Annotated in this window: 25 protein-coding genes; 15 read left to right on the forward strand and 10 right to left on the reverse strand. The window is 59.7% G+C overall.

The window, feature by feature from the left end; translation table 11 throughout:
- Window positions 1–131: 131 nt before the first annotated feature.
- A complete protein-coding gene (locus tag SCM96_01265) occupies window positions 132–551 on the forward strand; it encodes a hypothetical protein (GenBank protein ID MDW7759252.1) in 420 nt (139 codons plus the stop codon).
- A 159-nt stretch (window positions 552–710) separates the two neighbouring features.
- Here the strand turns inward: SCM96_01265 and SCM96_01270 are convergent, their stop codons facing one another.
- Window positions 711–1739: an AIR synthase family protein gene (locus SCM96_01270; protein MDW7759253.1), complete on the reverse strand. Its 1029-nt coding sequence runs from the start codon at window positions 1737–1739 to the stop codon at window positions 711–713.
- Window positions 1740–1795: 56 nt separating this feature from the next.
- Window positions 1796–2686: a tetrahydrofolate dehydrogenase/cyclohydrolase catalytic domain-containing protein gene (locus tag SCM96_01275; protein ID MDW7759254.1), complete on the reverse strand. Its 891-nt coding sequence runs from the start codon at window positions 2684–2686 to the stop codon at window positions 1796–1798.
- A 184-nt stretch (window positions 2687–2870) separates the two neighbouring features.
- Between SCM96_01275 and SCM96_01280 the strand changes: the two genes are divergently transcribed.
- From SCM96_01280 to SCM96_01300, 5 genes are all read left to right on the forward strand, one after another.
- Entirely contained in the window at window positions 2871–4193 is a 1323-nt protein-coding gene (locus tag SCM96_01280; protein MDW7759255.1) for a pyridoxal phosphate-dependent aminotransferase, read from the forward strand.
- A gap of 101 nt (window positions 4194–4294) precedes the next feature.
- Window positions 4295–4825, forward strand: a complete 531-nt coding sequence (locus SCM96_01285) for a thioredoxin family protein (GenBank protein MDW7759256.1) — start codon at window positions 4295–4297, stop codon at window positions 4823–4825.
- Window positions 4826–4959: 134 nt separating this feature from the next.
- Entirely contained in the window at window positions 4960–5832 is an 873-nt protein-coding gene (locus SCM96_01290; protein MDW7759257.1) for a hypothetical protein, read from the forward strand.
- A gap of 84 nt (window positions 5833–5916) precedes the next feature.
- Window positions 5917–6483: a hypothetical protein gene (locus SCM96_01295; GenBank protein ID MDW7759258.1), complete on the forward strand. Its 567-nt coding sequence runs from the start codon at window positions 5917–5919 to the stop codon at window positions 6481–6483.
- A gap of 165 nt (window positions 6484–6648) precedes the next feature.
- A complete protein-coding gene (locus SCM96_01300) occupies window positions 6649–7086 on the forward strand; it encodes a CARDB domain-containing protein (protein ID MDW7759259.1) in 438 nt (145 codons plus the stop codon).
- Between the two features lie 23 nt (window positions 7087–7109).
- Here SCM96_01300 and SCM96_01305 read toward each other — a convergent pair whose 3' ends face one another.
- Both SCM96_01305 and SCM96_01310 read right to left on the reverse strand, forming a co-directional pair.
- A complete protein-coding gene (locus SCM96_01305; protein MDW7759260.1) occupies window positions 7110–9602 on the reverse strand; it encodes a heavy metal translocating P-type ATPase in 2493 nt (830 codons plus the stop codon).
- A 66-nt stretch (window positions 9603–9668) separates the two neighbouring features.
- On the reverse strand, window positions 9669–9869 hold the full coding sequence (locus SCM96_01310; protein MDW7759261.1) for a DUF2892 domain-containing protein: 201 nt from the start codon (window positions 9867–9869) through the stop codon (window positions 9669–9671).
- Between the two features lie 162 nt (window positions 9870–10031).
- Here SCM96_01310 and SCM96_01315 point away from each other — a divergent pair, with 162 nt between their 5' ends.
- Genes SCM96_01315 through queA form a run of 5 tightly spaced genes read left to right on the forward strand, consistent with a single transcriptional unit; the run spans window position 10032 to window position 13980 of the window.
- The gene (locus SCM96_01315; GenBank protein MDW7759262.1) at window positions 10032–10778 is read left to right on the forward strand and encodes a YebC/PmpR family DNA-binding transcriptional regulator; all 747 of its coding nucleotides are present in this window, start codon (window positions 10032–10034) and stop codon (window positions 10776–10778) included.
- Between the two features lie 19 nt (window positions 10779–10797).
- Window positions 10798–11292 (forward strand): crossover junction endodeoxyribonuclease RuvC, encoded by a 495-nt coding sequence (gene ruvC / locus SCM96_01320; GenBank protein ID MDW7759263.1) that lies wholly within the window; start codon window positions 10798–10800, stop codon window positions 11290–11292.
- Between the two features lie 20 nt (window positions 11293–11312).
- A complete protein-coding gene (ruvA, locus tag SCM96_01325) occupies window positions 11313–11900 on the forward strand; it encodes a Holliday junction branch migration protein RuvA (GenBank protein ID MDW7759264.1) in 588 nt (195 codons plus the stop codon).
- A gap of 13 nt (window positions 11901–11913) precedes the next feature.
- A complete protein-coding gene (ruvB, locus tag SCM96_01330) occupies window positions 11914–12948 on the forward strand; it encodes a Holliday junction branch migration DNA helicase RuvB (GenBank protein MDW7759265.1) in 1035 nt (344 codons plus the stop codon).
- Window positions 12949–13980, forward strand: a complete 1032-nt coding sequence (gene queA, locus SCM96_01335) for a tRNA preQ1(34) S-adenosylmethionine ribosyltransferase-isomerase QueA (protein MDW7759266.1) — start codon at window positions 12949–12951, stop codon at window positions 13978–13980.
- Here the strand turns inward: queA and SCM96_01340 are convergent.
- The 3 genes from SCM96_01340 to SCM96_01350 all read right to left on the reverse strand — a co-directional run bounded on the left by SCM96_01340 (window position 13953) and on the right by SCM96_01350 (window position 18487).
- A complete protein-coding gene (locus tag SCM96_01340) occupies window positions 13953–16109 on the reverse strand; it encodes a serine hydrolase (GenBank protein ID MDW7759267.1) in 2157 nt (718 codons plus the stop codon). The genes queA and SCM96_01340 overlap by 28 nt on opposite strands.
- 123 nt (window positions 16110–16232) lie before the next feature.
- Entirely contained in the window at window positions 16233–16814 is a 582-nt protein-coding gene (locus tag SCM96_01345; GenBank protein MDW7759268.1) for a hypothetical protein, read from the reverse strand.
- Window positions 16811–18487, reverse strand: coding sequence for a M28 family peptidase (locus SCM96_01350; GenBank protein ID MDW7759269.1), 1677 nt, complete (start codon window positions 18485–18487; stop codon window positions 16811–16813). The genes SCM96_01345 and SCM96_01350 overlap by 4 nt, the downstream gene beginning before the upstream one ends.
- 131 nt (window positions 18488–18618) lie before the next feature.
- Between SCM96_01350 and SCM96_01355 the strand changes: the two genes are divergently transcribed.
- From SCM96_01355 to SCM96_01365, 3 genes are all read left to right on the forward strand, one after another.
- Window positions 18619–19125 (forward strand): nucleoside deaminase, encoded by a 507-nt coding sequence (locus SCM96_01355; GenBank protein ID MDW7759270.1) that lies wholly within the window; start codon window positions 18619–18621, stop codon window positions 19123–19125.
- A 210-nt stretch (window positions 19126–19335) separates the two neighbouring features.
- Window positions 19336–20637 (forward strand): TrpB-like pyridoxal phosphate-dependent enzyme, encoded by a 1302-nt coding sequence (locus SCM96_01360; GenBank protein MDW7759271.1) that lies wholly within the window; start codon window positions 19336–19338, stop codon window positions 20635–20637.
- Window positions 20638–20747: 110 nt separating this feature from the next.
- Entirely contained in the window at window positions 20748–21098 is a 351-nt protein-coding gene (locus SCM96_01365; GenBank protein MDW7759272.1) for a hypothetical protein, read from the forward strand.
- A gap of 1 nt (window position 21099) precedes the next feature.
- Here the strand turns inward: SCM96_01365 and SCM96_01370 are convergent, their stop codons facing one another.
- From SCM96_01370 to mtnP, 3 genes are read right to left on the reverse strand one after another with little or no spacing between them, the layout of a single operon-like run.
- On the reverse strand, window positions 21100–22473 hold the full coding sequence (locus SCM96_01370) for a tryptophanase (GenBank protein MDW7759273.1): 1374 nt from the start codon (window positions 22471–22473) through the stop codon (window positions 21100–21102).
- 42 nt (window positions 22474–22515) lie between these two features.
- A complete protein-coding gene (locus SCM96_01375; GenBank protein ID MDW7759274.1) occupies window positions 22516–23415 on the reverse strand; it encodes a PfkB family carbohydrate kinase in 900 nt (299 codons plus the stop codon).
- The gene (mtnP, locus tag SCM96_01380) at window positions 23412–24323 is read right to left on the reverse strand and encodes an S-methyl-5'-thioadenosine phosphorylase (protein MDW7759275.1); all 912 of its coding nucleotides are present in this window, start codon (window positions 24321–24323) and stop codon (window positions 23412–23414) included. The genes SCM96_01375 and mtnP overlap by 4 nt, the downstream gene beginning before the upstream one ends.
- Window positions 24324–24424: 101 nt before the next feature.
- Between mtnP and SCM96_01385 the strand changes: the two genes are divergently transcribed.
- Window positions 24425–25210, forward strand: coding sequence for an NAD-dependent deacylase (locus SCM96_01385; protein ID MDW7759276.1), 786 nt, complete (start codon window positions 24425–24427; stop codon window positions 25208–25210).
- Window positions 25211–25212: the final 2 nt, after the last annotated feature.

The following is a 25212-nucleotide window of genomic DNA, read 5'->3' on the forward strand; positions in this document are numbered from 1 at the left end:
TGCGGGGACGTCCGGCGGTTTCCCGTCACGGCCGCGTTCCGCTCATCAGACCTGAAGTGACCCTTAAGAAGATCCTGTGCTATAATTTGAAAAGAAAAATCAGCTTGTCGCGACAAATACGGAGGGGCACCATGAGATCATTGATATATTCAGGAGGACTGATTCTGCTGGCCGGTCTGACGGCCTGTTCCGCCGGAAAATCGCCGCGAATGGAGTATTATAGCGGCCAGAATGTCCCCGAGGGGTATATTCAAGTCGTCAGGACGACGGAGACCGAAGTGGAATTCCGGATTGCCGTGAAATTCACGATCACTCATCTTTATCACTTGCTTCTCGATGGAAATGAGCCCGTGGCGGAGGGATGGTTTCCGACGCGGCGCCTCGGTGATTCTCAGTCTTATTCCGTAACTCTCCATTTGAAAAAAGATCTCAGGCTCGAACCCGGAAAAACATACCGCCTCTGCATCGGAAGCCAGAACCCCGAGGCGGTTTATGTCCATTCGAGCACCTATCGCTGTCTTGCGGAGTACGAGTTCCTCTTCGAGATCTGAGAATCTGTTCGACCCTCCGGGGATTTGTCCCGTTGCGTCACAAATGATGTCTCTTAGAGTATCGTTTTCAATGGCAAAAAGAGTGCTCCAACGTTTTTTCGAAGCTGAAGAAAAAATTCAAATGAAAACATGTCAACAATTTGCCAAAGCCAAGCAACCTTAGGAAAGGGCGGCGAAGAAAGCCGGCCAGAACGGATCCTGGGCGGGAACGGCGAGGGGCACGGACTTGCCGTTCCGGCGCCGAAGGGATCGGCGCTTCGGATCGGCCGTGACTTCGCCGATCACGGAGGCGTCGATGCCTCGCCGCTTCAGGGCCCGCAGGATTTTCGTTTCGGCACCGCGCTCGGCGGAGACAAGAAGGCTTCCTTCCGCAATGGACTTGACGGGGTCGATGTCCAGGGCTTCGCAAACCATCCGGATCTCGTCGGGATACACAAAGAGGTTTTCGTCGACATCCATTCCGACGCCCGAGGCCGCGGCGATTTCGAAAAGTCCGCCGATGACGCCGCCCTCGGTGGCGTCGTGCATGGCCGTCACGCCGCCGGCCCGCATGGCCGTCAGGGCGTCGTCGACAACGCTCAACCTGGAGCAGAGCGCCTTCGCCTTGCTCACCAACACCGCCGGATGATTTTTCCGCAATTCTTCTTCCCGCAAAACGGCCAGGAGCCCGGCCGCTTCGACGGCCGGTCCCTTGGTCAGGAGGACGGCGTTTCCGGGTCGGGCGCCGGCGGGCGTCACGTAAGCGCCCTTGCGGGCTATGCCGAAAACCGTGATTCCTCCAATCGTCGGAGCGGCAAATCCAGGATAATAGCCGGTATGGCCTCCGACGATGGCGATGCCGAGTTCGAGGGCCGCCTTGTGGATCGATTCGGCGATCGTTTTCAAATCCTTGCGCGGTGTGTCCGGAGGAAGAAGAAGCGTGTACGTCATGTAGCGCGGTTTGACACCCATGACGGCGACATCGCTCGCGCCGATGTGGACCGTAAACCAGCCGAACATCTCGAGCGGCAGGCGGGGCATGGTGAAAATCGGATCCTCGGCGACCACGAGAACCTTTCCCCCTCCGATATCGATGACGGCCGCATCCACGCCCGTCATGGGCGGGACGAGAACCGTGCGGTCCTTGCGTCCCAACCGATTGAGAAAGAGACTGTTGAACGTGCGGGTGTCAATTTTTCCGATGGCCATCGTTGGACCTCCCACTCCGAAACGGAGCCTGCAAAAGATCTACCGGAAGCGTACGCTCAGGGCGTGAGGCCGGCCTTCCTTTCCGCCGCCTCGATCGTATTCATCATCAGCATGGTCACGGTCATGGGGCCGACGCCTCCCGGGACAGGAGTTATAGCCGCGGCCTTTTCCTTCATGGATTCGAAATCGCAATCGCCGACCAGCCGGTAGCCGCGCGGTGCGGAGGGATCCTCGACGCGGTTGACGCCGACATCGATGACCACGCATCCCTCCCGGATCATGTCGGCCGTGACGGCCCGGGGGCTGCCCATGGCCGCAACCAGAATGTCGGCCTGGAGAGTGAAGCGCGACATGTCCGGCGTCCCCGTATGGCAGACCGTCACCGTGGCATTGGCTCCCTTCTTTTTCTGGACGAGAAGAGCCATGAGGGGCTTGCCCACGATGTTGCTCCGCCCGCAGATGACGACGTGTTTTCCCGCAGGGTCGTAGCCCGTCCTTTCGAGCATGGCCAGCACACCGTAGGGAGTACACGGCAGAGGGCAGGGTTCTCCCCGCAGGAGGCGGCCGACATTGACCGGATGAAAACCGTCGACATCCTTCTCGGGCGAGATGAAGTTGATCACCTTGTCCGGAGAGACATGCTTGGGAAGGGGGAGTTGAACAAGGATGCCGTTGAATCGGTCATCCCGGTTCAAGCGATCCACCGTGTCCAGAATGTCCTTCTCCGAGGTTTCGGCCGGAAGCCTGACGGTCTCCTCGAAAAGACCGAGTTCCAGGGCGGCCTTGGCCTTGGCCGAGACATAGGAGGCGGAGGCCGGATCGTCCCCGACAAGAACCACACCGAGTCCCGGCGTCACGCCTCGTTTCGCAAGGGCTTCCGCACGGATCTTGAGTTCGTCCCGGATTTGGCAGGATATCTCCTTGCCGCTGATGATCTTGGCCGCCATGTCGCCCTCCTCGAAACTGTTCCGGCGGTGGAAGCGCCGGGTTGATTAACGATAGCCGAAGACGCGGGCCGGGTCAAGACCGGACGCCTGCATTGTCCGGGATCCTCAGCCTTTTCTTTTCCATTTTCCTCATGTACAATGATTGTCTTCAAGAATTTCAATCCTCCAATAAGGGAACGTACGCATGACTCAAACGATTATCGACCCGGAAAGAGTCCGAAACCTGCTTCGGGAAAGAGGTGTCGACTCCCTGGCCCGGGCCAGCATCCGCGACATCGTCCGCATTGTCAATATTCTTGAAAAGGAATCCGGTCAACATTTCATCCGAATGGAAATGGGGGTGCCCGGACTTCCTGCGCCCGCCGTCGGCATTGAGGCGGAAATCGATGCGCTCCGCCGGGGCGTCGCATCCCGTTATCCGATGATCGAGGGCCTCGATGACCTCAAAAGCGCGATATCCCGGTTCACCAAACTCTTTCTCGATATTGATGTCGATCCCCAGGGATGCATCCCGACCGTCGGCTCCATGATGGGCGCCTTCGTCTGTTTTCTCACGGCCAACCGGAACGATCGGACCAAGGAAGGGACGCTCTTTCTCGACCCCGGTTTCCCTGTTCAGAAACAGCAGTGCCGCGTCCTCGGGCAGGATTTCGAATCCATCGACGTCTACGATCACCGGGGCCCCAAACTCGAGGCGGCCCTCGAAAACATCCTGAGCCGCGGCAAGACATCGACCCTTCTCTATTCGAACCCCAACAACCCGTCCTGGATCTGTTTCACGGAGGATGAACTGAAAACGATCGCCCGGGCGGCCAAACGGCACGATGTCATCGTCATCGAGGACCTCGCCTATCTCTGCATGGATTTCCGCAGTAACACCGGGAAACCGGGACACCCCCCTTATCAGCCGACGGTGGCCCGCTATACCGATCAATACATCCTGCTCATCTCCTCGTCCAAGGCTTTCAGCTACGCCGGCCAGCGCATCGGCATGATGGTCGTTTCCGACACCCTATTCCAGCGCCGCTATCCCGATCTTCTTCGATATTACGCCTCGGACGTCTTCGGACGAGCCTTGATTTACGGCGCCATCTACGCCATCTCCTCGGGGACATCCCATTCCGCCCAGTATGGACTCAAGGCCATGCTCGAGGCGGCCTGCGACGGCCGGTTCGATTTCGTCGCCGAGGTCAAGGAATACGGCCGGCGGGCCCACATCATGAAAAACCTTTTTACCCTGTTCGGTTTCCACATCGTCTATGACCGCGATCTCGACGACCCGCTGGCCGACGGTTTTTACTTCACCCTGTCCTATCCCGGGCTGGACTCCGGCCGCCTGTTGGAAGATCTCCTTTGTTACGGTATCAGCGCCATTTCCCTGGCCATTACGGGAAGCACCCGGACGGAGGGCATCCGCGCCTGTGTCTCGCAGATCGGAGCGGAGAAGCTCCCGGAACTGGAGGAGCGCCTTCGCCGCTTCCATGAGGATCATCCCCTCAACCCATAAAAAGACCGCTGAACCCGGCCTCCGAAACAAACTTAGTTTTCGTCCAAACGAACTGGGCATGTGAAGTCGGGATGAGTTATAATTGCACATGAGGAAAGAGTATGATGCGAAAAATTATCAAAAAGCCGGATGTTGAGTGCTTATCGGTCTCAGCTTTTCGAGCCACAGTCGCCGTGAGCCTTCTTTTGACCGCAGGTCTTATTGCCTTTCCTGGCCAACCGGTTGAACTCATCGGTCCCCTGACACGGGAAGCCATTCTCGAAGCTCTTCCGGATTGGGCTCATGAAGCGGCCGCTCATCTTCCCGACCCGGAGATCGTCGCCCGGTTTCATGACTTCGAGAGGCCGATTGTGATCCGGGTCGTCATCGGGACATGGTGTCCGGATTGCCGCAGGCATCTGACCGCCTTTTTCCGACTGATCGAGCTGGCCGACAACCCCGTGATTTCGGTCGAATACTTCGGCGTCTCACGGGACAAATTGCAACCCGAGGACATCGTCCGCGACAACCGGATCGAACGGGTGCCGACGTTCATTGTCTTCGAGAACGGCCGGGAGATCGGCCGTATCATCGAACACCCCCGCATTTCCATCGAGGCGGATCTGGCCGACATTCTCTTTGGTCATTCGTAACCGGATCGATCCACCGCTGCGCAGGGACGGGTCCTTCTGTGATACGTCAACGAGGATCGGTGTCGCAGGCCCGGGCCGCCGCTTGACAAGCTGAAAGAGTCGTCCTATATTTCGAGTGAGGGGATTTTCCTAAGATGCCTCAGCGGTTTTTGATTGGGGGGATTATTCTTTCGGCCGCCGTCTTGATTCCTCCACCCACGGAGGCGGCGTCACAGGACATCGAGCTTTTTTTATCCTTGTATCGCCTGAAGCCCTGCCTGGATACGTCTTATACCCACACCTACACGCCTCGTCTCGAATACGGCACATCCTCCGGGACGGCCCTCCAGGTCCTGGGTCTCAAGGCTGAGCCCCGGTCGGCTCTCGGGGTCGGGCTCATCGTCAGGCCTGTCCGTAAAATCGGGGCTCAACTACTTGTCGACTCTTTCTCGACCGCCCTCGAAGGACCCGGCGGCCCCTATATCCTGATGCTGGAGTACCAATCCCGCCAGCCGCCCCAGTATGAACTCCGAACTTATACGTATGAAAGAACATCGCCGAGACCTCCGGCCGAAGGGACTCTCAAGGAAACGGCGTTCAGCCTCGGCGTCCTCGTCCGGTTGCACGCGGCCGGCGGACCGGCCGTTGATTTATCGGCCGGGCCAACCCTGTTCTTCGTTTCGGCCGAAGCGCAAAGTCCGACCTTTACGGCCTTCTGGCTCGGCGGGCATTCCGTTCTTTTTTCTGAAGATTACGACCTGGAAATCCATATCCCAAGCTCAACACGCCTGGGATTCCATGCGGGCTTCGAGATCGTTCTTTTCACGGGACGCAACTTCGGCGTCGGAGGCGGGATTCGATATTATCTCTGTCCGGCTTACGATGTCGCGGGAGAACTGGCGCTTCTCGAAAAGCCGGGAAGCCACATCCGGGAGATTGACCTCGCCGCTCAGAATATCCCGGTCTCCGCTCTTCGCATGAATCCCTCGTTCCTCAAGCTCGGCTTCACGATCCGCTTCCTGCTTTAATTCCTCGGCAGGGGGACTGAAAATGAAAACAGGACTTAACACTTCAGAGATTCTCTCGATAATCAAATGAAAGGAAAGGAGGGGATGATGTCTGCATCAAGGAAAAGTCTTCGTATTTGGCTGCAGGTCGCCGCCGCCGCGGTGCTATGTCTCGGGGCTTTCAACACTCAGGCCACCTGGCTCTCCGCATCGCCGGAACCGGGGATCACGACGGGGGAACCCCAAAAAGCCCTGCCGCCCGACCTGGTCGTCACATCCATTAAAAAACAAGTGATTCAAGCCACGACAGTCGTGGATAGCCACGGCGTCCCGGTCAAAAAAATCAAGTACCGAGTTCAGATCCGTGTCGAAAATAAAGGCAGGGGTCGTGCCGGGCGTTTCAAGATCCGAGTGGAATCCCAGTTGAATCTGCCGGACACCGGCTCCACCTGGATTGATTGGAGACAAGTCGCCATGCTGGGTTGCGAAGGATTAAGATCCGGCGCTGGTATCAATCTCCAGGTTGAGGACGACGCCTTCGTGGATTCGGATCATCCGACATTAGGTTCCACATTTTTGTGCTTCAGGGCCACAGCCGACCCCCATCGCATCCTCAGAGAAATCAACATCACGAACAACACTCTCACCATGACGGACTGCAGGAAATACTGAGCCGCATCATCCAAAAATTTTTGGGATAAGAGGAGGCCCGTTTTTAAACCACACCGCAAGTTTTTCAGGGGCCTGGGGACCATCGGAGCAGCTGTCGTCTTGCTCGGCGCATTTCTTGCCACGGGCAGGGCCGGAGAGCCGGGAAAGACAGTGGGGCTTGAGGTCATGGACCAGAGAACCCCGAAACCTCCTTGGCCCGCAAAGGCCGACCTGGCCGTCAGGACCTTTCGTCAGGAAGTGATCAAGCAAAGCACTCTGGACTATTCTCTCCCTCCGACCGTCATTCGTGAATATCGACTTCACGTCATGGTGATCAACATCGGAAAAGGCCAAGCCGGACCGTTCAAAGTTCCACTCGAAAAGAAACCGCAATCATACCACGCATCGGGTGCGACTTATGAAATCGTGACCCAATTGAAATGTGACGGATTGATGCCCGGCAAGGGCAGCCTTCTTACGGCACCGGGGACTTTTCAGGATATCGACGGAGGTTTGGATCCGCAATGGTGGTGCTTTAAAGCCACGGCCGATTCGGAAAATGAAGTCCAGGAAACCAACGAAGCGAACAATATTCTCATCCAAACCAACTGCAAACAGTCCTGAGTTCAACAACCCCGCGCCGGTCGTTATCCGGCAATCCCCGGGATCCGGGCCCGGGTCAGGCGGAGGGAATTGCCGACCACGGAGACCGAGCTGAAAGCCATGGCCGCCGCGGCGATCGCGGGATCGAGAAGAATGCCGAAAAAGGGATAGAGAACGCCGGCGGCCACGGGGATTCCGAGGACATTGTAGAAAAACGCCCAAAAGAGGTTCTGGCGGATGGTCCGCATGGTCCTCCGGCCGAGGGCGATGGCCGCCCGGACGCTTCGCAGGTCGCCCCGAATGAGAGTGATGTCGGCCGCTTCGATCGCGGCGTCCGTCCCGGAACCGAGGGCGATGCCGACGTCAGCCCGAGCCAGGGCCGGTGCATCATTGATGCCGTCGCCCACCATGGCCGTCTTTTCCCCCAGATCCTGAAGATCCCGAACGGCCCGGACCTTGTCTTCAGGCAGAACTTCGGCGATGACACGGTCGATTCCCGCGCGCCGACCGACGGCCTCGGCCGTCCTCCGATTGTCCCCGGTGAGCATGACGACGGAAAACCCATCCTTCCTGAGCCCGGATACGACGGAAACGGCTTCATCCTTCAAGATGTCGGCAAGACCCAGCACTCCGACCGCAGCCTTATCAACGGAAACTCCGATCAGAGTCCGGCCTTCGCCGGTCAGCTTCTCCGCATTTTCCATCAAAGAATCCAAGTGGACACCGTTGTCTTTGAGTAGCTTCAGGCTCCCGGCCAGAACAGTCCGGCCGTCGACGACGCCCTGCACACCGAGTCCTCCCAGAGCCTGAAATCCGACCGGATCCCTCGCCTCCAGACCCTTGGAGGCAGCCTTGTGCAACACGGCCCGGGCCAGAGGATGTTCCGAACGTTTTTCGACTGATGCGGCCCAGAAAAGCAGCTCATCGGCTCGAAATTCTTTTACGGGCACAATATCCGTGACTTCCGGCTCGCCGCGAGTCAGTGTCCCCGTTTTATCGAAGACGACGGTTTGAATGCCGTGAAGCGCTTCGAGGACCTCTCCCCCGCGGATGAGAATCCCGTGTTCGGCTCCCCTCCCCGTCCCGACCATGATGGCCGTCGGCGTGGCCAGGCCCAGGGCACAAGGACAGGCGATGATCAGGACGGCAACGAAGTTGAGAAGCGCATAGTTAAAGGACGGCGACGGTCCGAACGAGAGCCAGGCCGCAAAGGTGACGACGGCAACCGCCATGACGGCGGGCACGAAAATCGAAGCGATGGAATCGGCCAACCTCTGGATGGGGGCTTTCGAACCCTGGGCCTCGCGGACGAGCCCGATGATCCTCGCCAGGGCCGTATCCTTCCCCACCCGGACCGCACGAAAGTTGAAGCTTCCCGTAGTGTTGAGCGTCGCCCCGACAACCTCCGAACCCGGCCGCTTGTCGATAGGAAGACTTTCTCCGGTGATCATGGACTCGTCGACGGCCGACTCCCCATCGAGGATGACTCCATCGACCGGTATCTTCTCTCCGGGGCGGACAACGACGATATCCCCGGCGGCGACCTCGTCGATCGGGATTTCGATTTCGGCGCCGTCACGGAGAAGACGGGCCATCCTCGGCTGCAGGCCGATGAGACGGCGTACGGCCTGGGACGTCCGCCCCTTGGCCCGGGCCTCGAGCATACGGCCGAAAAGCACAAGGACGATGATGACCGCCGAGGTGTCGAAATAGACATCGGGTTTCATGCCGGCCCCGGCGAAGAAGGACGGAAAGAGAACGGCCGCGGCGCTCGTGAAATAGGCGGCCGACGTCCCGACGGCGATGAGCGTGTTCATGTCGGCGCTGCGTCGCCGCAGGGCGGCGAAGGCGCCCTTGTAGAATCGCATCCCCAGGACGAACTGGACCGGGGTCGCCAGGGCCCAGAGGACGGCGAAATTCTGCAACCAGGCCGGCGCCCACGGAAACCAGTGCCGCATGCCGCCGATGAAGACAAGCAACGCCAGGACGCCGCCCCAGACGACACCCGTTCTCAGCTCCTTGTATTCCTTTTCCTTGAGGAGAAATTCGATGTCGGAAGCATCTTCCGAACCGGCGATGTCCCGGATTTCGTATCCAGCATCGACGACGGTCTCCCGGATATGCCCGGCCTCGACCAATCCGGGAAGATAACGGACACGGAGGATGCCGGTCGCCAAATTGAGCGCCGCTTTTTCGACTCCGGGCATGTTCCGGACGGCCGATTCGACCTTGGCGACGCAGGAGGCGCAGACAATGCCGCGGACGGCGAAATCCGCTTCGGTTGCGGCGACGTTGTAACCGGATTTCCGGACGGTGTCCACGATGTCGGCCGGACGAACGCGTTTCGGATCAAAATCGACGGCGGCCCGGGAGGAGGCGAAATTGACGCGGGCCTCAAGGACGCCGCCCAGGGCGGCCAGCTTGCGCTCGATGTTCGCGGCGCACGAGGCGCAGCTCATTCCCGAAATCGGGATATCGATCCGCGCCCGAAATCCGATATCTTTGACCTCTCCGGGCTTTCTTCTCCGGGTTGCCATGGTGAGTCGTTTATGTTGGCCTTTCAAGAACATCGACAACGACATGGCCGCAAACCTGGAGTCTTTCTATTGTTTTCTGGTCGAAATTTTCAGGGGCACATATAGCGGACAAAAGCCGATCACACTCGTTACCAGAAAAACCAGGGCCAGGATTCCCAGGACAATCGCCAAGGTCCCTTCGAGAACTCCCGCCAGAAGCAGGAGGGCGACCAGAACGGCCAGCAAAAGACGGATCAGACGGTCCATCGGACCCATGTTCAAGGTCATGTGTTCTCTCCTTCCAGGAATGATCTTGAATTTCAGTATAGCCCCCCGGCATCGAAATGACAAATGTCCGCCGCAACGGCCATGGAAGCCTCGGCGTCTCATCGATTGCGCCCCCATCAGGATTATGATAGAATTTCGGCGCAATTCGCAAAGGAGCAACCCATGTCCGGACATTCGAAATGGCATTCCATCAAGCATAAAAAGGCCGCCGCCGACGCCAAGCGGGGCAAGATCTTCACCAAACTCATCCGCGAGTTGAGCGTGGCCGCCAAGACCGGCGGCGGAGACCCCGACAAGAACCCCCGTCTGCGCAAGGCCATTCTTGACGCCAAAGGCGTCAACATGCCGGCCGACAATATCAAACGGGCCATCCAGAAAGGCATGGGCCAGCTCGATGGGGCGACTTACGAGGAAATCACCTACGAGGGTTACGGCCCCGGCGGCGTGGCCATTTTCATCTCCACGCTCACCGATAACAAGAACCGGACGGTTTCCGAGCTCCGGCACATCCTGTCCAAAAACGGGGGGCGTATGGGTGAATCGGGCTGTGTCTCATGGATGTTCAAGCGCCAGGGCTACGTCACGATCGATAAGGACAAGGCCGACGAGGAAAAGCTCCTGGAAATCGGCCTGGCCGCGGGCGCCGAGGACGTCAAGGACGACGGAAGCCAATTCGAGATCACGACCACGCCGGAAACCTATGAAGCCGTCGTCGAGGCTCTGAAACAGAACGACATCGAGATCGCCGATTCCAACGTCGGCTGGCTCCCCCAGAACACGGTCAAGGTCGAAGGCAAGCCGGCCGAACAGATCCTTCGCCTGATGGAGGAACTTGAGGACCACGACGACGTCCAGAACGTCTCCGCCAACTTCGACATCTCCGAAGAGGAGATCGCGCAATTTTCCTAGCCTCCGATCGGGAGACGGCATGAGGGTCATCGGCATCGATCCCAGCCTCGTCTCAACGGGATTCGGGGTCATATCCTGCGAGGACGGCCGCTATGTTCCCGTCGTTTACGGCGCCATCCGCACATCCCGGAGCCGCCCGCTTCCCGAAAGGCTCGAAGAAATCCGGCGCGAACTCGACACGATCCTAAGCTCTTTCGAGGTCGACGAGGCGGCCGTGGAAAACCCCTTCAACGCCCGGAATGTCCGGACGGCCCTCATCCTCGGACAGGTCCGCGGCGCCGTTCTCTGCGCCCTGGCCGGACGCAAGTGCGCCCTGCACGAGTATTCCGCCCTGGAAATCAAGAAGGCGGTCACCGGTTACGGCCAGGCACAAAAACCCCAGGTCCAGATCATGGTCCGGGCTCTTCTCAACCTGGACGACGACGCTCTGTCGGCGGACGCCGCCGACGCGCTGGCCGCGGCCGTCTGTCACCTCAACGCCCGGCAGTTCCGGTTGAAAATCGAGGGCGGCTGAGCTATCATGATGCGCGCATCATGATCGCATATCTCAAGGGGATCCTCGTCCATAAAGCCCCGAACCAGGTCATCGTGGACATCGCCGGCGTCGGATATTGCGCCGCGGTTCCTTTGACCACGTTTTTCCGTCTCGGCGAAATCGGCGGACCCGTGGCCCTGCACATTCACACCCATCTGACGGACAGTTCCCTGTCGCTTTTCGGTTTCGCCACGTCGGACGAAAAAGACATCTTTCTCAAGCTGATCGGCATCTCGGGCATCGGCCCGAAATTGGCTTTGAATGTCCTTTCCGGAATCGAGCCGGGCGATTTCGAAGACGCCGTCCGCAACAGCGACGTGGCCCGGCTCAGTCTTGTCCCGGGCATCGGGAAAAAAACGGCTCTCCGCATCGCCATGGAACTCCAGGACAAGATGGAGAAAAAGGAGGAACTCCTCGCGGGCCGGACGTCGCCTCAGACCGAGGACATCGTTTCGGCGCTCACCAACCTGGGGTTCCGGAGAAAAGAGGTGGAGCGCGTCGTCGAGCGGGCCGTCTCCGATCTCGGCCCCGAACAGGGATTTGAAAAACTTCTTCGGGAATGTCTGAGCCGGATGGCGAAACTATGACAAGGGAGGCTTCATGCCGGCCGTCCTGAGCCCCGTCCGCACCAAAGAAGACATCATCTTCGAGGACAGCCTCCGACCCCGGACTCTGGACGAATTCGTGGGACAGGACAACATCAAAGCCAACCTCCGCGTCTTCATCGAAGCCGCCCGCAAGCGCGGGGAACATCTCGACCATGTCCTTCTCTATGGCCCTCCGGGTCTCGGGAAGACCAGTCTGGCCTATCTCATCGCCCGGGAGATGGGCGTCGGCATCAAACCGACCTCGGGCCCCGTGATCGAACGGACGGGGGATCTTTCCGCCATCCTGACCGGCCTTCAGGATCATGAAGTCCTGTTCATTGACGAAATCCACAGGCTCCATCCTTCCGTCGAGGAAATCCTCTATTCGGCCATGGAGGATTTCAGTCTGGACATCCTCATCGGACAGGGACCCGGAGCCCGCTCCCATAAGCTCAAGATCAAGAAGTTCACTCTCATCGGCGCGACCACGCGGGCCGGGCGAATCACGGCGCCTCTCCGGAGCCGTTTCGGGATCATCCACCGTCTGGACTACTACCGGGAGGAGGATCTTCGGGCGATCATCCTCCGGTCGGCGGGTCTGCTCAACGTCAAGGTCGACCCGGACGGCGCATCTCAGATCGCTCTCCGATCGCGGGGAACCCCGCGGGTGGCCAACCGGCTCCTCCGGCGCGTCCGCGACTTCGCCGATGTCCGGAACAGCCCGGTCATCACGGCTCGGGAAGCCTCCGGCGGCCTGGACAAGATGGAGGTCGACGCCTTGGGCCTTGACGACGTCGACCGCAAGATCCTTTTGACCATTATGGAAAACTTCGGCGGCGGACCTGTGGGGATCTCGACCATCGCCGCGGCCATCGACGAGGACAAGGACACCATCGAATCCATATACGAACCGTTTCTCATGCGCATCGGTTTTCTGGAAAGAACGACCCGGGGGCGGAAACTGACGCCCCGGGCTTACGAACACCTCGGGTTTTCCGAGCCCGATTCCGCCGGGACCAAGGCCCAGAAGAGACTGTTCAAAGACTGAATGCGTCTCGCCGACTTCGATTACGATCTGCCCCGGGACCTGATCGCTCAGCATCCGGCGATGCGGCGGGACGATGCCCGCATGATGATTCTCGAGCGGAAGACCGGAACCTTCACTCACGACCTCTTCCATAACCTGCCGGACAGGCTGTCCCCGAAAAGCCTTCTCGTCCTGAACGATGTCCGGGTTTTTCCGGCCCGGGTCCGCGGCCGCGTCGGCGGGTCGGAGATCGAAGTTCTGTTTCTTCACGAAACCAAACCGGCGACCTGGGACATCCTGTGCCGGCCCGCCCGCAAGGCCGCTCCCGGAAAACGAATTGTCTTTGCCCCGGGATTCGAAGGCGAGGTGATCGCCTGCGGCCCCGAAGGGCGGCGGACCCTGCGGTTCGACGTCTCCGATGTCAAAGCCCGGCTTGAGGACATCGGCTCCGCTCCCCTTCCCCCCTACATTCGCCGCGGCGCCGCCGACAGCGCCCTGAGAGAATGGGATCTCGAACGCTACCAGACCGTCTTCGCCGACCGCGGCGCCGCCGTCGCCGCGCCCACGGCCGGTTTGCACTTCACGCCGGACACCCTGGCCGCGGTCGACGCAGCCGGAGTCGAGATCCGTCGTCTGACGCTCGAAGTCGGACCGGCCACCTTCCAACCGGTGCGATGCGAACGCATCGACGAACACACCATGCTTTTGGAAAACTACGATATTCCGGAAGAAACAGCCCAAGCCGTCACGGCGGCCAAGCGGGAAGGACGGCCGGTCGTCGCCGTTGGAACGACCGTCGTCCGGACCCTTGAAAGCGCCTGGAAAGACGGACGGTTCCGAGCGGGGAAAGCCGGCACGGACCTCTTCATCCGTCCCGGTTTTGCGTTTCAAGTCGTCGACGCGCTGCTGACAAATTTCCACCTGCCGCAATCCACGCTGTTGATGCTGGTCTGCGCCTTCGCCGGTCGGGATGTCATCCTCCGGGCTTATGCCGAAGCCGTCGCGGAAAAATACCGTTTTTTTTCCTACGGGGATTGCATGCTGATTCTCTGATCTTCGAGTTCCTTGATTCTGGCCGCAACCGCCTGGAGAGACGGATCGAGTTCCAACGCTTTCCTGTAAGCTTCCAGGGCCCCTTCTTTCCGCCCGATCCGAAGACGAAAATCGCCGAGGGCGGTAAAAACGTGGGCATCGCCGGGATGAAAACCCGCCGCCGCTTCAGCCAGAGCGACGGCTTCCCTGATTTTCCCCGACTGGGCCAGTCTCAGACCGAAAGAGACAAGCCGATCCGGACCGGTCAAGGGCAAAAAGGGATCCTCGATTCTCGCTTTCCAGAGAGTCTTGCCGGCTCGCTCGATATCGCCCCTCCAGAACTGGACCATGGCCTGACCGGCCAAAACCGATGGCGATCGGGGATACAGGGCGAAAGCCTGATCCATGATCCGCGCCGCCGATTCGAAATCTCCCGAATCCATCCTCAGTTGAGCCGCCTGGAGATAGCGTTCGGAGAAATCCGGCCGGAAGGAGAGATCCCTGAAAAGATCCTTCAAGCGGGATGTCACCGCCGCCAAGTCGGGGTCCTGATCCGCAAGGAGAGCCCGGATCTCTTCGGTCCGAACGGCCGTGCAATCGGCGTCCCATTTGAGAATCAGGCGTTCAAGGGATCTCTCGAAACGGAAGGCCTTCAGAATGTCGGGCCGGTTTCTGTAAAGGCGGATGTAGGCGGAGAAAAATGCGGCCGGTCCGTCATTCTGCATTTGCTTCAGGGTCTCCCCGCCCAGGCTGTTGTGCAGCATTTCAGCCATGAAGGATCCGACCGCGGCGAAAGCGGCGTTGGAAACCGGGTGAATGCCCTCGGCCGCCTTGATGCGCTGAGCGGCATAATCCGACCGGAACCGGCCCTCGGCGACATTTCGGTTGAAATAGGCGAAGGCGGCCACTCTTTCGGCCGCGGAAGCGGCTGTGGATCGTCCTTGCCACAGAAATTGACTCAATCCGTGTGAAAAAACATCTGAACAGGCGTCGACAACCGCCTGGCGTTCCCGATCCGGGGCATAGACATCGCCTTCGAGACGCAGACCGGCGGCCAGTTCGGCCAGTTTATCGATATAGGGCATCAGGTTCGATCTCTCGAGATTCGCGGCCATGGCGATGGCAAAACCCTCGATGGGGAAAAGCACGAGTTGGGTTCGGGTTTCCGGCTGGTTTCCGCCGTGAGAAACCTGAACCCGTCCTCGCCAGGGCATGACGCTCCAGCCCATGCCATAACCCGTGAAACGCCCGTTGGAGAGGGCCATGGAGGCGAACATCATCCGCGTCGTTTCGTCCTTGAGCAGCCGGCCGGTCATGACGCCCCGGGCGAACTTCATGAGATCACCCACAGTCGATCGCGCACCCCCGCCCGCAAAGCGGCTGGAGATATCGACATATTCGGAATTCATGAGCCGGCCGTTGACGATCCGGTAGCCGCGGACCCGTTTGGGGATAAGGTCAAGGGGGCTGTCCATTCGTGATTGGTTCATCTCCAGAGGCTCGAAAATATGTTTTCTCAGATATTCTCCATAAGCCATCCCGGAAACGGCCTCAATAACCGCGCCGAGAAGGTTGTAGCCGTAACTCGAGTAGTTGTAGACGGCCCCCGGTTCTCCGACCAGATCGGAATCCTCGAAAATCGCCAGCGCCTGACGGGTGGTCTTGGGCTCCCGGATCCGAATCTCCTCATCGACATTCCGGTAATGGCTGATTCCGGCCAGGTGGCCGAGAAGGAGACGGACGGTGACCGGCCACTTTTTCTTCGGGAAATCGTGAACATAGGCTTGAATTTCGGCATCGAGATCGATTTTTCCGTTCTCGTAAAGCTGAAGAACGGCGATCGCAGTCAACGGTTTGGTGATCGAAGCCAGTCGGAAGGAGGCATCGGGGGGAAGAGGGGTTTCGTTTTCGACATCGGCCAAACCGAAACTTCCCACCCAAACGAAATCGTCTTTCATGAAGGCTGCGGCCAGACCCGGAATGCGGTCCCGGACCATCATCCGTTCGGCGAACTCTTCAAATTCACGAACCGCTCTCTCGAAGGAGGGTTCCCCGGCCCGGGCTTCTCCGCCCGGAGCGGCCGCCAGGCTCAACAGCGCCAGAGGCAGCGCAACCCACCGCAATATTCTTTCGATCCGCCCAAGACTCATCGATCCTCCTCGCACTCTTTCACAAGCCCTTTTCTTACTCACTCAGGTTAGCGGATCTTCGCGCCGATCGCAAGCCGGGAAGCCGGCAGCGGCGCATCCCGGAGGCGACGGGCGCGCCCGGCTTCAGAACACCCGAAAAACAAGACCGGCCGAAACGTAAAATCCTCCCAAATTGACGTCACGTTCGACTGCGCTTCCCGCGCCCGAGTCGAGGCTTTCGTAGCGGATTTCGGCGAGCACGCCGATCCGGGCCGCCAACGGCATTTCAACAGCGAACATCGCGAAAGGGCCCCAGACGGCATCCCGATAATCGAGTTCAGGAAGAGTCGCCCAGGATTCCCTGAAAGAACATCGCACGGCGCCGGCTGAGGCCGTCAAAACGGGACGTGCCGAGGAGATCAACAGAGAAACCGCGAACCTCAAGGATCGGGATTCGAATCGGAGCGGCAGGATGTCTTCCCCCCCGTCAAGCGGAACGGCCGCCCCCTTGATTCCCAAGGATTCATGACCCGCAGAAAAGCCGTACAGGCCCCCGAAACCCAAGCGGACATCTCCTCCCAGAGGATATCCATTCCCGTAGACGTTTCGAAACGCGTCTTGCGAAGGGAAAAAAGCCCCGGCTTTGAGAGCCAGGGACAATTCGACAGCCGGGCCGGAAACCGCCGCGACGATGAACAGAAGAACGGCCGCGCACGTTTTTTTCATGGCTGCAAGCCCTGAAATAATCCGACGAAATTCAGGGAAACGGAAGCGGCGCGCGGTGCGGCATAGGGATCGACGCGGACCTCGGAGGAGAAGTTCCCTTCTCGTCCGTCCGGACCAACGGCGGCGACGACATAGTAGAAAGGAACCTCGGCAGAGATGAGAGCGTCAATAAAAACAGGCGCCGCAACAAGACCGGAGTTCAGCCTCTCATAACCGACGCGGGAGGTCGCCGACCGGTAGACATTGTAACCTGCAGCGCCGGGGCTCGGTTCCCAGGTCAGCCGGGTGTTGCGGATCGTGTTGAACAGCGAACCATACGTGAAGACCCGCGCCGCCAATCTCCGAGGCGATGCCGGAAGCCCCGGCCTGACGGGCTGGCCTAGCTCGGCGAGCAGCCCCGTGGCCGCCCGAACCGCCGCCTCGAAAAAATCAAAATTCAATGTTTCGATGGTGTCGGTATCCCTGTGGTAATGCGGATTCCGGAGGGGCTCATCTTCGATGGCCAGAACGGCCGGATATCCCATATCCCAGAAAGAGGCATGATCCGAATAGATGAAGGAGGCATTGACGATCTTCCTGACGGCAAGGCCCGCATAGGCATTTGCGGCCAGGTCGAGCCTTTCGGACAGCCAGGCGGATTGGGGATTGGCGATGATTTCCAGGTCCTCGGGCATGGCGTCCGCATAGGCGATCATGTCCAGGTTGATGACGCCGATGATCTTCTCCCCGGCCGCCCGGGCCGCCACGGCATAGGCGCGGCTGCCGTACAATCCCCATTCCTCGGCCGAAAAGGCCACAAACCGCACAGTGAAATCCATGGGAACCGAAGCCAGAACCCGGGCCGCTTCCATGACGGCGGCCGTTCCGCTCGCATTGTCATCGGCGCCGGGCGCAAAGATCAGGGGGAATCTTGATGTCGAGTCGTAATGGCCGCAGATGATGAGGATTTCATCGGGGTGCGTTTCGCCCGGCTTTTCGGCCATGACGTTTCTCGATTCATAACCGCGGAACGAAAAGGGATGGTATTCGGTTTGGAGTCCCAGTGAGGCGAAGACCTCGTAAATCGATTCTCCGGCCGCCTCGCATTGGGGCGTTGAAGCATATCGGGTCTGGAAATCCTGGAGTCCCCGAACCAGGGCTCTCAAACGGTCGCGGGAAACAAGTTCGGAAAGACGCAGCGCCGTCTCATCCCGGTGAACCGTTTGAGATGTGAACAGGCCGGAAGGAACGGGCCGGGAAAGGTGCTCCAGAATCGATGCCGCCGCCGGATACTTGTGCGGAAGTCCGGGCGGCAGATGATCGTGGGCATGTCCCGAGGCGGGCCGGAAAATGACGGTGCCGTCCTCGACGGGAATCAGCCGGCCGCGCGAATCCAGTCCGGCGTCGGCCGCGCGGGCGGCGTCGAGAATGACATAGTCCGCCCCGCGGGTGTTTCGGTCCAAGACGATCGCCGGAACCCCTCGGCCCTTCAACAAAGGCAGGTCGCCGGCGCCTGCCAGAACAAGATAACAGGAGTCGAGTTCCTGGATGACGGTCATTCGCCCGGCAACGAGAGTTTCCCAGATATCAGTCCCATCCTTGGGAATCTTAACCAGAACAGACGGGCCGTCGAAGGCCGCCAGGAGAAGCAGCGGGATCGCCAGGGATGAAATCACCGACCGTGCGGTTGCCATGGATGTCTTTTTACCAGATGCCGCCGTCGATATCAATCCCGGCGGCCGGGTCGAGGCCTTGACGCCTAACCGGAATTGTGTTTTATCAATAAACATCCGACTCGATACGGCGGGAATCGGGAGAGGCACTCATGACCAATCTTCTAAAAAAAACTCGGAACAGCCGGGCCGAAGACGGAGAATTCATGAGGCTGGCGATCCGCGAGGCCCGAAAAAACCTGAAAACCATTGAGGGAGGCCCTTTCGGCGCCTGCATCGTCCTCGACGGACGCATCCTGGCCGTAGCCCGAAACACCGTCCTCCGGCATGACGCGACCTGCCACGCCGAAGTCAACGCCATCCGCAAAGCCTCGAAGATCCTGAAAACATTCGATCTTTCGGGATGCCGGATCTTTTCAACAACCGAACCCTGCCCGATGTGTTTCAGCGCCATTCACTGGGCCCGGATCGGGGAGATCGTGTTCGGCACGGAAATCGCCGACGCCCGAAAGGCGGGATTCCGCGAACTCGAAATCTCCAACGCAACCCTCAAGTCTTTGGGAAAAAGCCGAATCCGTCTTCACGGAAGATTTTTAAGGGACGAATGCTTCAAGCTTTTCGAAGAGTGGGTGGAGCATCCCGGGCATCGGACTTACTGAATTTCATTTGACATCGAGGGACGTCTTCCCTATAATGCGCCTCATGTGTGACGGCTCTTCAATTGCGACACCAACCGCAACGCGGCCGTCCTTCGTCCGTCCGTCCTGGCTCTGGTGGGCGGACTCTTCCGCCCGATAACTCCTTCTTCCGCTCTTTTTCCCTCTCTCAGGTGGATTTTCATCTTTCCATTTCAAAAGGAGTTCAACATCATGCGATTCGCAACGCGAAATCCGGAATATCTTCCGACCCATTTTTACAACATCAAGGCCGACCTGCCCGAGTCCCCCAAGCCGCCTCTCAACCCGGCGACGCGGGAACCCCTGCAACCCGGAGAGCTGGAGGCCGTTTTTTCCAGAGGATTCATCCGGCAGGAAATTTCCCTGGACCGGCATATCCCCATACCGGATCCCGTCCGGGAGGCCTACCGGATCTTTCGTCCGACACCTCTCATTCGAGCCGCCGGACTTGAACGGAATCTGGACACGCCCGCCCGGATCTTCTACAAATATGAGGGCGCCGGACCGACGGGAAGCCATAAGACCAACACAGCGCTGATGCAGGCTTTCCTGGCGGCCGAGGAGGGCATCACAACCCTGACGACGGAAACGGGAGCCGGCCAGTGGGGTTCGTCCCTCGCCTACGCCGGCTCGATATTCGGCGTGTCCGCCCGGGTGTTCATGGTCCGGGCCAGCTTCAGGCAGAAACCCGGCCGGAGAACCCTCATGGAAATGTTCGGCGGAACGGTCCTCGAAAGCCCGAGCGACACGACCGATTCAGGCCGCGGCTATGTTTCCCAAAATCCGGACCACCCGGGAAGCCTGGGAATCGCCATCGCCGAAGCCGTCGAGTCGGCCGTCCGCAGCCCCGGCTGCAAATATTCGCTGGGTTCGGTCCTCGACGCCGTTCTCATGCACCAGAGCATCATCGGCCTCGAGGCCGAGCGGCAGTTGGCCGAATTCGACGCGGAGCCGGACACGGTCATCGGGTGTGTCGGCGGAGGATCGAACTTTGCCGGAATCGCCATTCCGTTCATTCGGCGGAAACTTGTGGATGGGAAATCCATGCGCTTCCTGGCCGTCGAACCCGAAGTCTGCGCATCGTTGACCGCGGGAGAAATCCGCTACGACCACGGCGACAGCGTCGGCTTGACGCCGCTTCTTTTCATGCACACACTGGGCAAGGATTTCATTCCTCCGCCCATTCATGCCGGAGGGCTCCGGTATCACGGCATGGCTCCTCTCGTCAGCCACCTCGCCCGAACCGGAGTCGTCGAGGCCCGCACCTGCGCCCAGAACAAAGTGTTCGATGCCGCCTCGCTGTTCCTGCGCACCGAAGGCATTTTACCCGCACCGGAATCCAGCCACGCCGTGGCTGCGGTCATCGACGAAGCTCTCAAGGCCAAAGTGACGGGACGGTCCGAGACCATCCTCTTCAATCTCTCGGGACACGGATTTCTCGACATGAGCGCCTTCGAAAGAAACGGGCGTCCGGCTCCCGCCGCTGCGCCCTGAAACCGAAATCCGCCGATGCGGGGGCCTCAGAAGGCCCCCGCACTCGGCTCGCCGGAGTGCTTCCCATCCCGCTTGAATTGGTTGGTGTTCTGGGTTAGACTGAATCCGCAATGAATGCGAACGATCTCTCCGTCCAGGACAAACTGGCCGAAATCCTCCAGCCGAGCACCCGGGCCAAAGCCTTCAAGATCACGGTCGTTTTCATGCCGAAAAGCCATCCGAATTACGAAAAAGCCGTGGAACTCGCCCGCCGGAATCCGACTTATACGGAGGAAGGAAGCGGGGATTTCATTCGCCATGCGGCGACATACACCCCGGACGAGGTCGACGAACTTTTCGAGCTTTTCAACCTGGTCCACGACTGGGACACGACGGAAATCCTGGTCAACCATAAGAACCTGCCCTACGGCCACCAGCTCTGGCTGCCTTTGATGTGGTTTTACCGCATCAAACAGCTCTGAATCAAATTTCTTCGAGCCGGGCGGTGAAGTGCCGCAGAAACCGCGGCTCGCGGACGATTCTCAACCCTTTGACTTTCTCACGGTTTTTATAAATATCGATCATGGATTCGGCGACATACCGGAGGTGGGAGGCCGTGTAGACGCGGCGCGGCAGGGCCAGCCGCACAAGCTCAAGCTCGGGATAGGATTCCCCGCCCGCTTTTCCCTTTTTCGTTCCGAACATGACCCCGCCGATCTCAACCGCCCGAATTCCGGCTTCCCGGTATAACGCGACCGTCAGAGCCCATCCCGGATATTGATGACGCGGGATATGCGGGAGAAAGCGGTCGGCCAGAATATACACCGCGTGGCCGCCCGTCGGTTTGAAGACGGGCACGCCGCCCGCATCGAGAAGATCGGCCAGAAAGGCCGTCTGGCGAGTCCGGTACTCCAGGTAAGACTCGTCCAGAACTTCCCGGAGACCCCGGGCGATAGCCTCGAGATCACGGCCGGCCAGTCCGCCGTAGGTCGGAAAACCTTCGCCGATAATCAGTCGATTTTTCAATTCTTCCGCCAGGGCGCCGTCGTCAAGGGTCAGAAAACCGCCGATATTGACCAGGGCGTCCTTTTTCGCGCTCATCGTCGCTCCCTGGGCGTAGGAGAACATCTCCTGGGCGATTTCCAGGACGGATTTCCCGGCATATCCGCTTTCCCGGGATTTGATGAACCAGGCGTTTTCGGCAAACCGGCAGGCGTCGAAAAAGAGCGGGATGCTGTGGCTCCGGCAAATGCCGGCCACCTCCTTGATATTTTTGAGGGACACGGGCTGACCGCCGCCGCTGTTGTTGGTGACGGTCAACATGACCAGGGGAATCCGGCCGACGCCCGTTTTCTTGATGAACGCCTTCAGTGCCGCGACATCCATATCTCCCTTGAAGGGATGGGAGGAGTCCGGATTATAGGCTTCGGAAATGACCAGGTTGACGGCCTTCGCTCCCCGGATTTCGATATTCGCCTGAGTCGTGTCGAAGTGAATGTTGCTCGGAACGCTGTCCCCTTTCTTGAGAAGCGTTTCGAAAAGGATGCGCTCGGCCGCCCGGCCCTGATGGGTGGGGATGACGTGAGAGAATCCGAAGATGTCGCGCACGGCCTCTTCAAAACGAAAGAAGCTTCGCGCCCCGGCATAGGACTCGTCTCCGATCATGAGGGCCGCCCATTGGCTGTCGCTCATGGCCGACGTTCCCGAATCGGTCAGAAGATCGATGAAGACATTTTCGGCGGGAATGCCGAAAATATTAAAACCGGCCTTGCGGAGCGCCGCTTCGCGCTCTTTGCGGGAAATGAGACGGATGGGTTCGACGACCTTGATGCGGAACGGCTCCGCGGGCATCCGGATGTCCGGCATGGTGTTCCTCCTTCCCTTCAGTCGGGCGGATTGTCAAAACGACGTAAGTCGGCGAAAACAGCGGTATCGGGATTCAATCTCCTCCCGCGACAGCGTGGAGAACCGCTCGGCGCCGAAATCCTCGATGGCGAAAGACGCCAGGGCGCTTCCGTAGACGGCGGCCCGGCGCAATGTGCCGCGGTTGATCCGGCCCGCAGCTTCCAGATAGCCGAGAAATCCGCCGGCGAAACTGTCCCCGGCTCCGGTCGGGTCGACGACATTCTCGCAGGGGTGAGCCGGAACGCCGAAGAGGAAATCCCGCTCAAAAACGAGGACGCCGTGTTCTCCCTTCTTCGCGACGATGATCGAGGGACCCCGATCGAGAAGTTTCTTTGCGGCCCGGATGAGGTTGATCTCGTCCGCGATCATCCGGACTTCTTCGTCGTTGGCGAACAGGATATCGACCCGGCCGATTTCGCGGAGCAAAGCCTCGGGCTTTGTCTCGATCCAGAAGCGGATGGTGTCCATGGCGGTGAGGCGTGGTTTTTTGATCTGAGAGAGAATCTCGGGATGGACGTCGGGATCGATGTTGGCCAGAAAGAGGATGTCCGGAGTCCGGAATTCAGGCGGCAGCACGGGTTGGAAATCCTGGAAGACATTGAGTTCGGTCCGGACGGTCGTCCTCTGGTTGGGATCCCGGCCGTAGCGTCCCTCCCAATGGAACGTCTTTCCGGACTTGACCGAGACCCCCCGGATGTCGACATTCCGGGATTCCAGAAACGTCAGTGTTTTTTTCGGGAAGTCGCGGCCGACGACGCCGACGATGCCGGGTCTCGTGAAATACCCGGCCGCCAGGGAACAGTAGGTGCCCGAACCGCCGATGATTTTTTCACGGCGCCCGAGGGGCGTCTCGATGGTGTCGAAGGCCAGGGAGCCGACAATGATCAGGCTCACGTTCCGCCTCCCGTGTCCTCCCCGATGTATTTCCCGATGAGAAGGTTCAGGGCCGCCCGGCGTTCCGGAGGGATAAGGTCGGGCCGGGTGACGACGGCGCTTTTCAACGCGGCGCTGCAGCCGCAGGATTCCGGCTGCTTCTCGGGAAGAGCCGGGATCACGCTCCGCAGGACGGAGCGGGCGGCCTCGACATTGCTCCGGAGATTGGCGAAGATGACCTCGACGCTCACGGGCTCTTCCTCCTCATGCCAGACGTCGTAGTCCGTCACCATGTTCATGGCCGCATAGCAGATTTCGGCCTCGCGGCAGAGCCTGGCTTCCGTGGCCCCCGTCATGCCGATGACATCGCATCCCCAGGACCGGTAAATCCGCGACTCGGCCCGGCTGGAAAACGAGGGGCCCTCGATGCAGATGTAGGTGCCCTGCGGATGAACCCTCAACCCCAGCGTCCGGGCGGCCTCGCCCAGCGCGCCCGACAAATTCGCACAGACGGGCTCCGCGAAACCGATATGACCGACGATACCGCCGCCGAAAAACGTGTTGTGTCTTCGGGTTCTGTCATAGAACTGGTCGGCCAGCACAATGTCCCGGGGGCGAAGGTCTTCCTTGAGAGATCCGACGGAGTTGACGGAGACGATCCGGCCGACGCCGAGCATCTTGAAACCGAAGATATTGGCCCGGTAATTGATTTCGGAGGGAAGGATCGTATGTCCCCGCCCGTGCCGGCTCAAAAAAGCGACTTTCCGCCCGCTGAAAAGGCCGATGACGTAGGAATCCGAGGGCGCGCCGAAGGGCGTTTCCAGCGCCGTCTCGCGAATATCCTCTACCCCGTCCATTTCATAAAGACCCGTTCCGCCGAGAATGCCGATTTCGGCGTGATGGGTATCGTCAAAGCGACTGGTGACCATATGTCCTCCTTAAGAAGCTTTATCATATATCTTTTCGCGCAAGCCAAGTCAAGCCGACGCAGCCTTTGCATTTTCGCCGGGAACGCGCTATCCTTTCCCGGATGACAGAAAACGCACCTGAAATCCGGGCCGCGGAGGAGCTGGTCGAGGCCCTGTCCGGCGCCGGCCGTATCGTCGTCCTGACGGGCGCAGGCATGTCCGCCGAATCCGGCGTCCCGACATTCCGCGGCGCCGACGGCCTCTGGGAAAAGTACCGGGCCGAGGATCTGGCAACACCCGAAGCGTTCCGGGCCGACCCGACACTTGTCTGGAGATGGTACGACTGGCGGCGAACCCTGATCGCGAAACTCCGGCCCAATCCGGGGCATGAGGCCCTGGCCCGATGGGAAACCCTCTTCCCCGACTTCACGATCGTCACCCAGAACGTGGATGGCCTCCACTCCGGAGCCGGATCGAAGAACGTCCTTGAACTTCACGGCAATATCTGGAAAGTCCGCTGCACACGCGAGCGGACCATCCACGAAAACCGGGAAGCTCCCCTGGCAACCCTTCCCCCGAAATGCCCGGATTGCGGAGAGCTTCTCCGGCCCCACATCGTCTGGTTCGGAGAAAGCCTGGATCCGGATGTCATCGGCCGGGCTTTCCGCCTGAGTGAAACCTGCGATCTCATGCTGGTTGTCGGGACGTCGGCCATCGTCTATCCGGCCGCTTCCCTCCCCTCGGTCGCAGCCGCGGCCGGCGCCAAGGTCATTGAGGTCAATCCCGACGCAACGCCCCTTACGGCCCAGTCTCATCTTTCGCTTCGGGGAACGGCGGCGAAAATTCTCGGCGCCGCGGACCTCATTCTCAGGAACAGGAAAACGCCCCGATCCGGGGATGATCGATGAGC

This window comes from Acidobacteriota bacterium (assembly GCA_033549365.1).
Taxonomy (GTDB): domain Bacteria; phylum Acidobacteriota; class Aminicenantia; order Aminicenantales; family Saccharicenantaceae; genus JAWSUF01.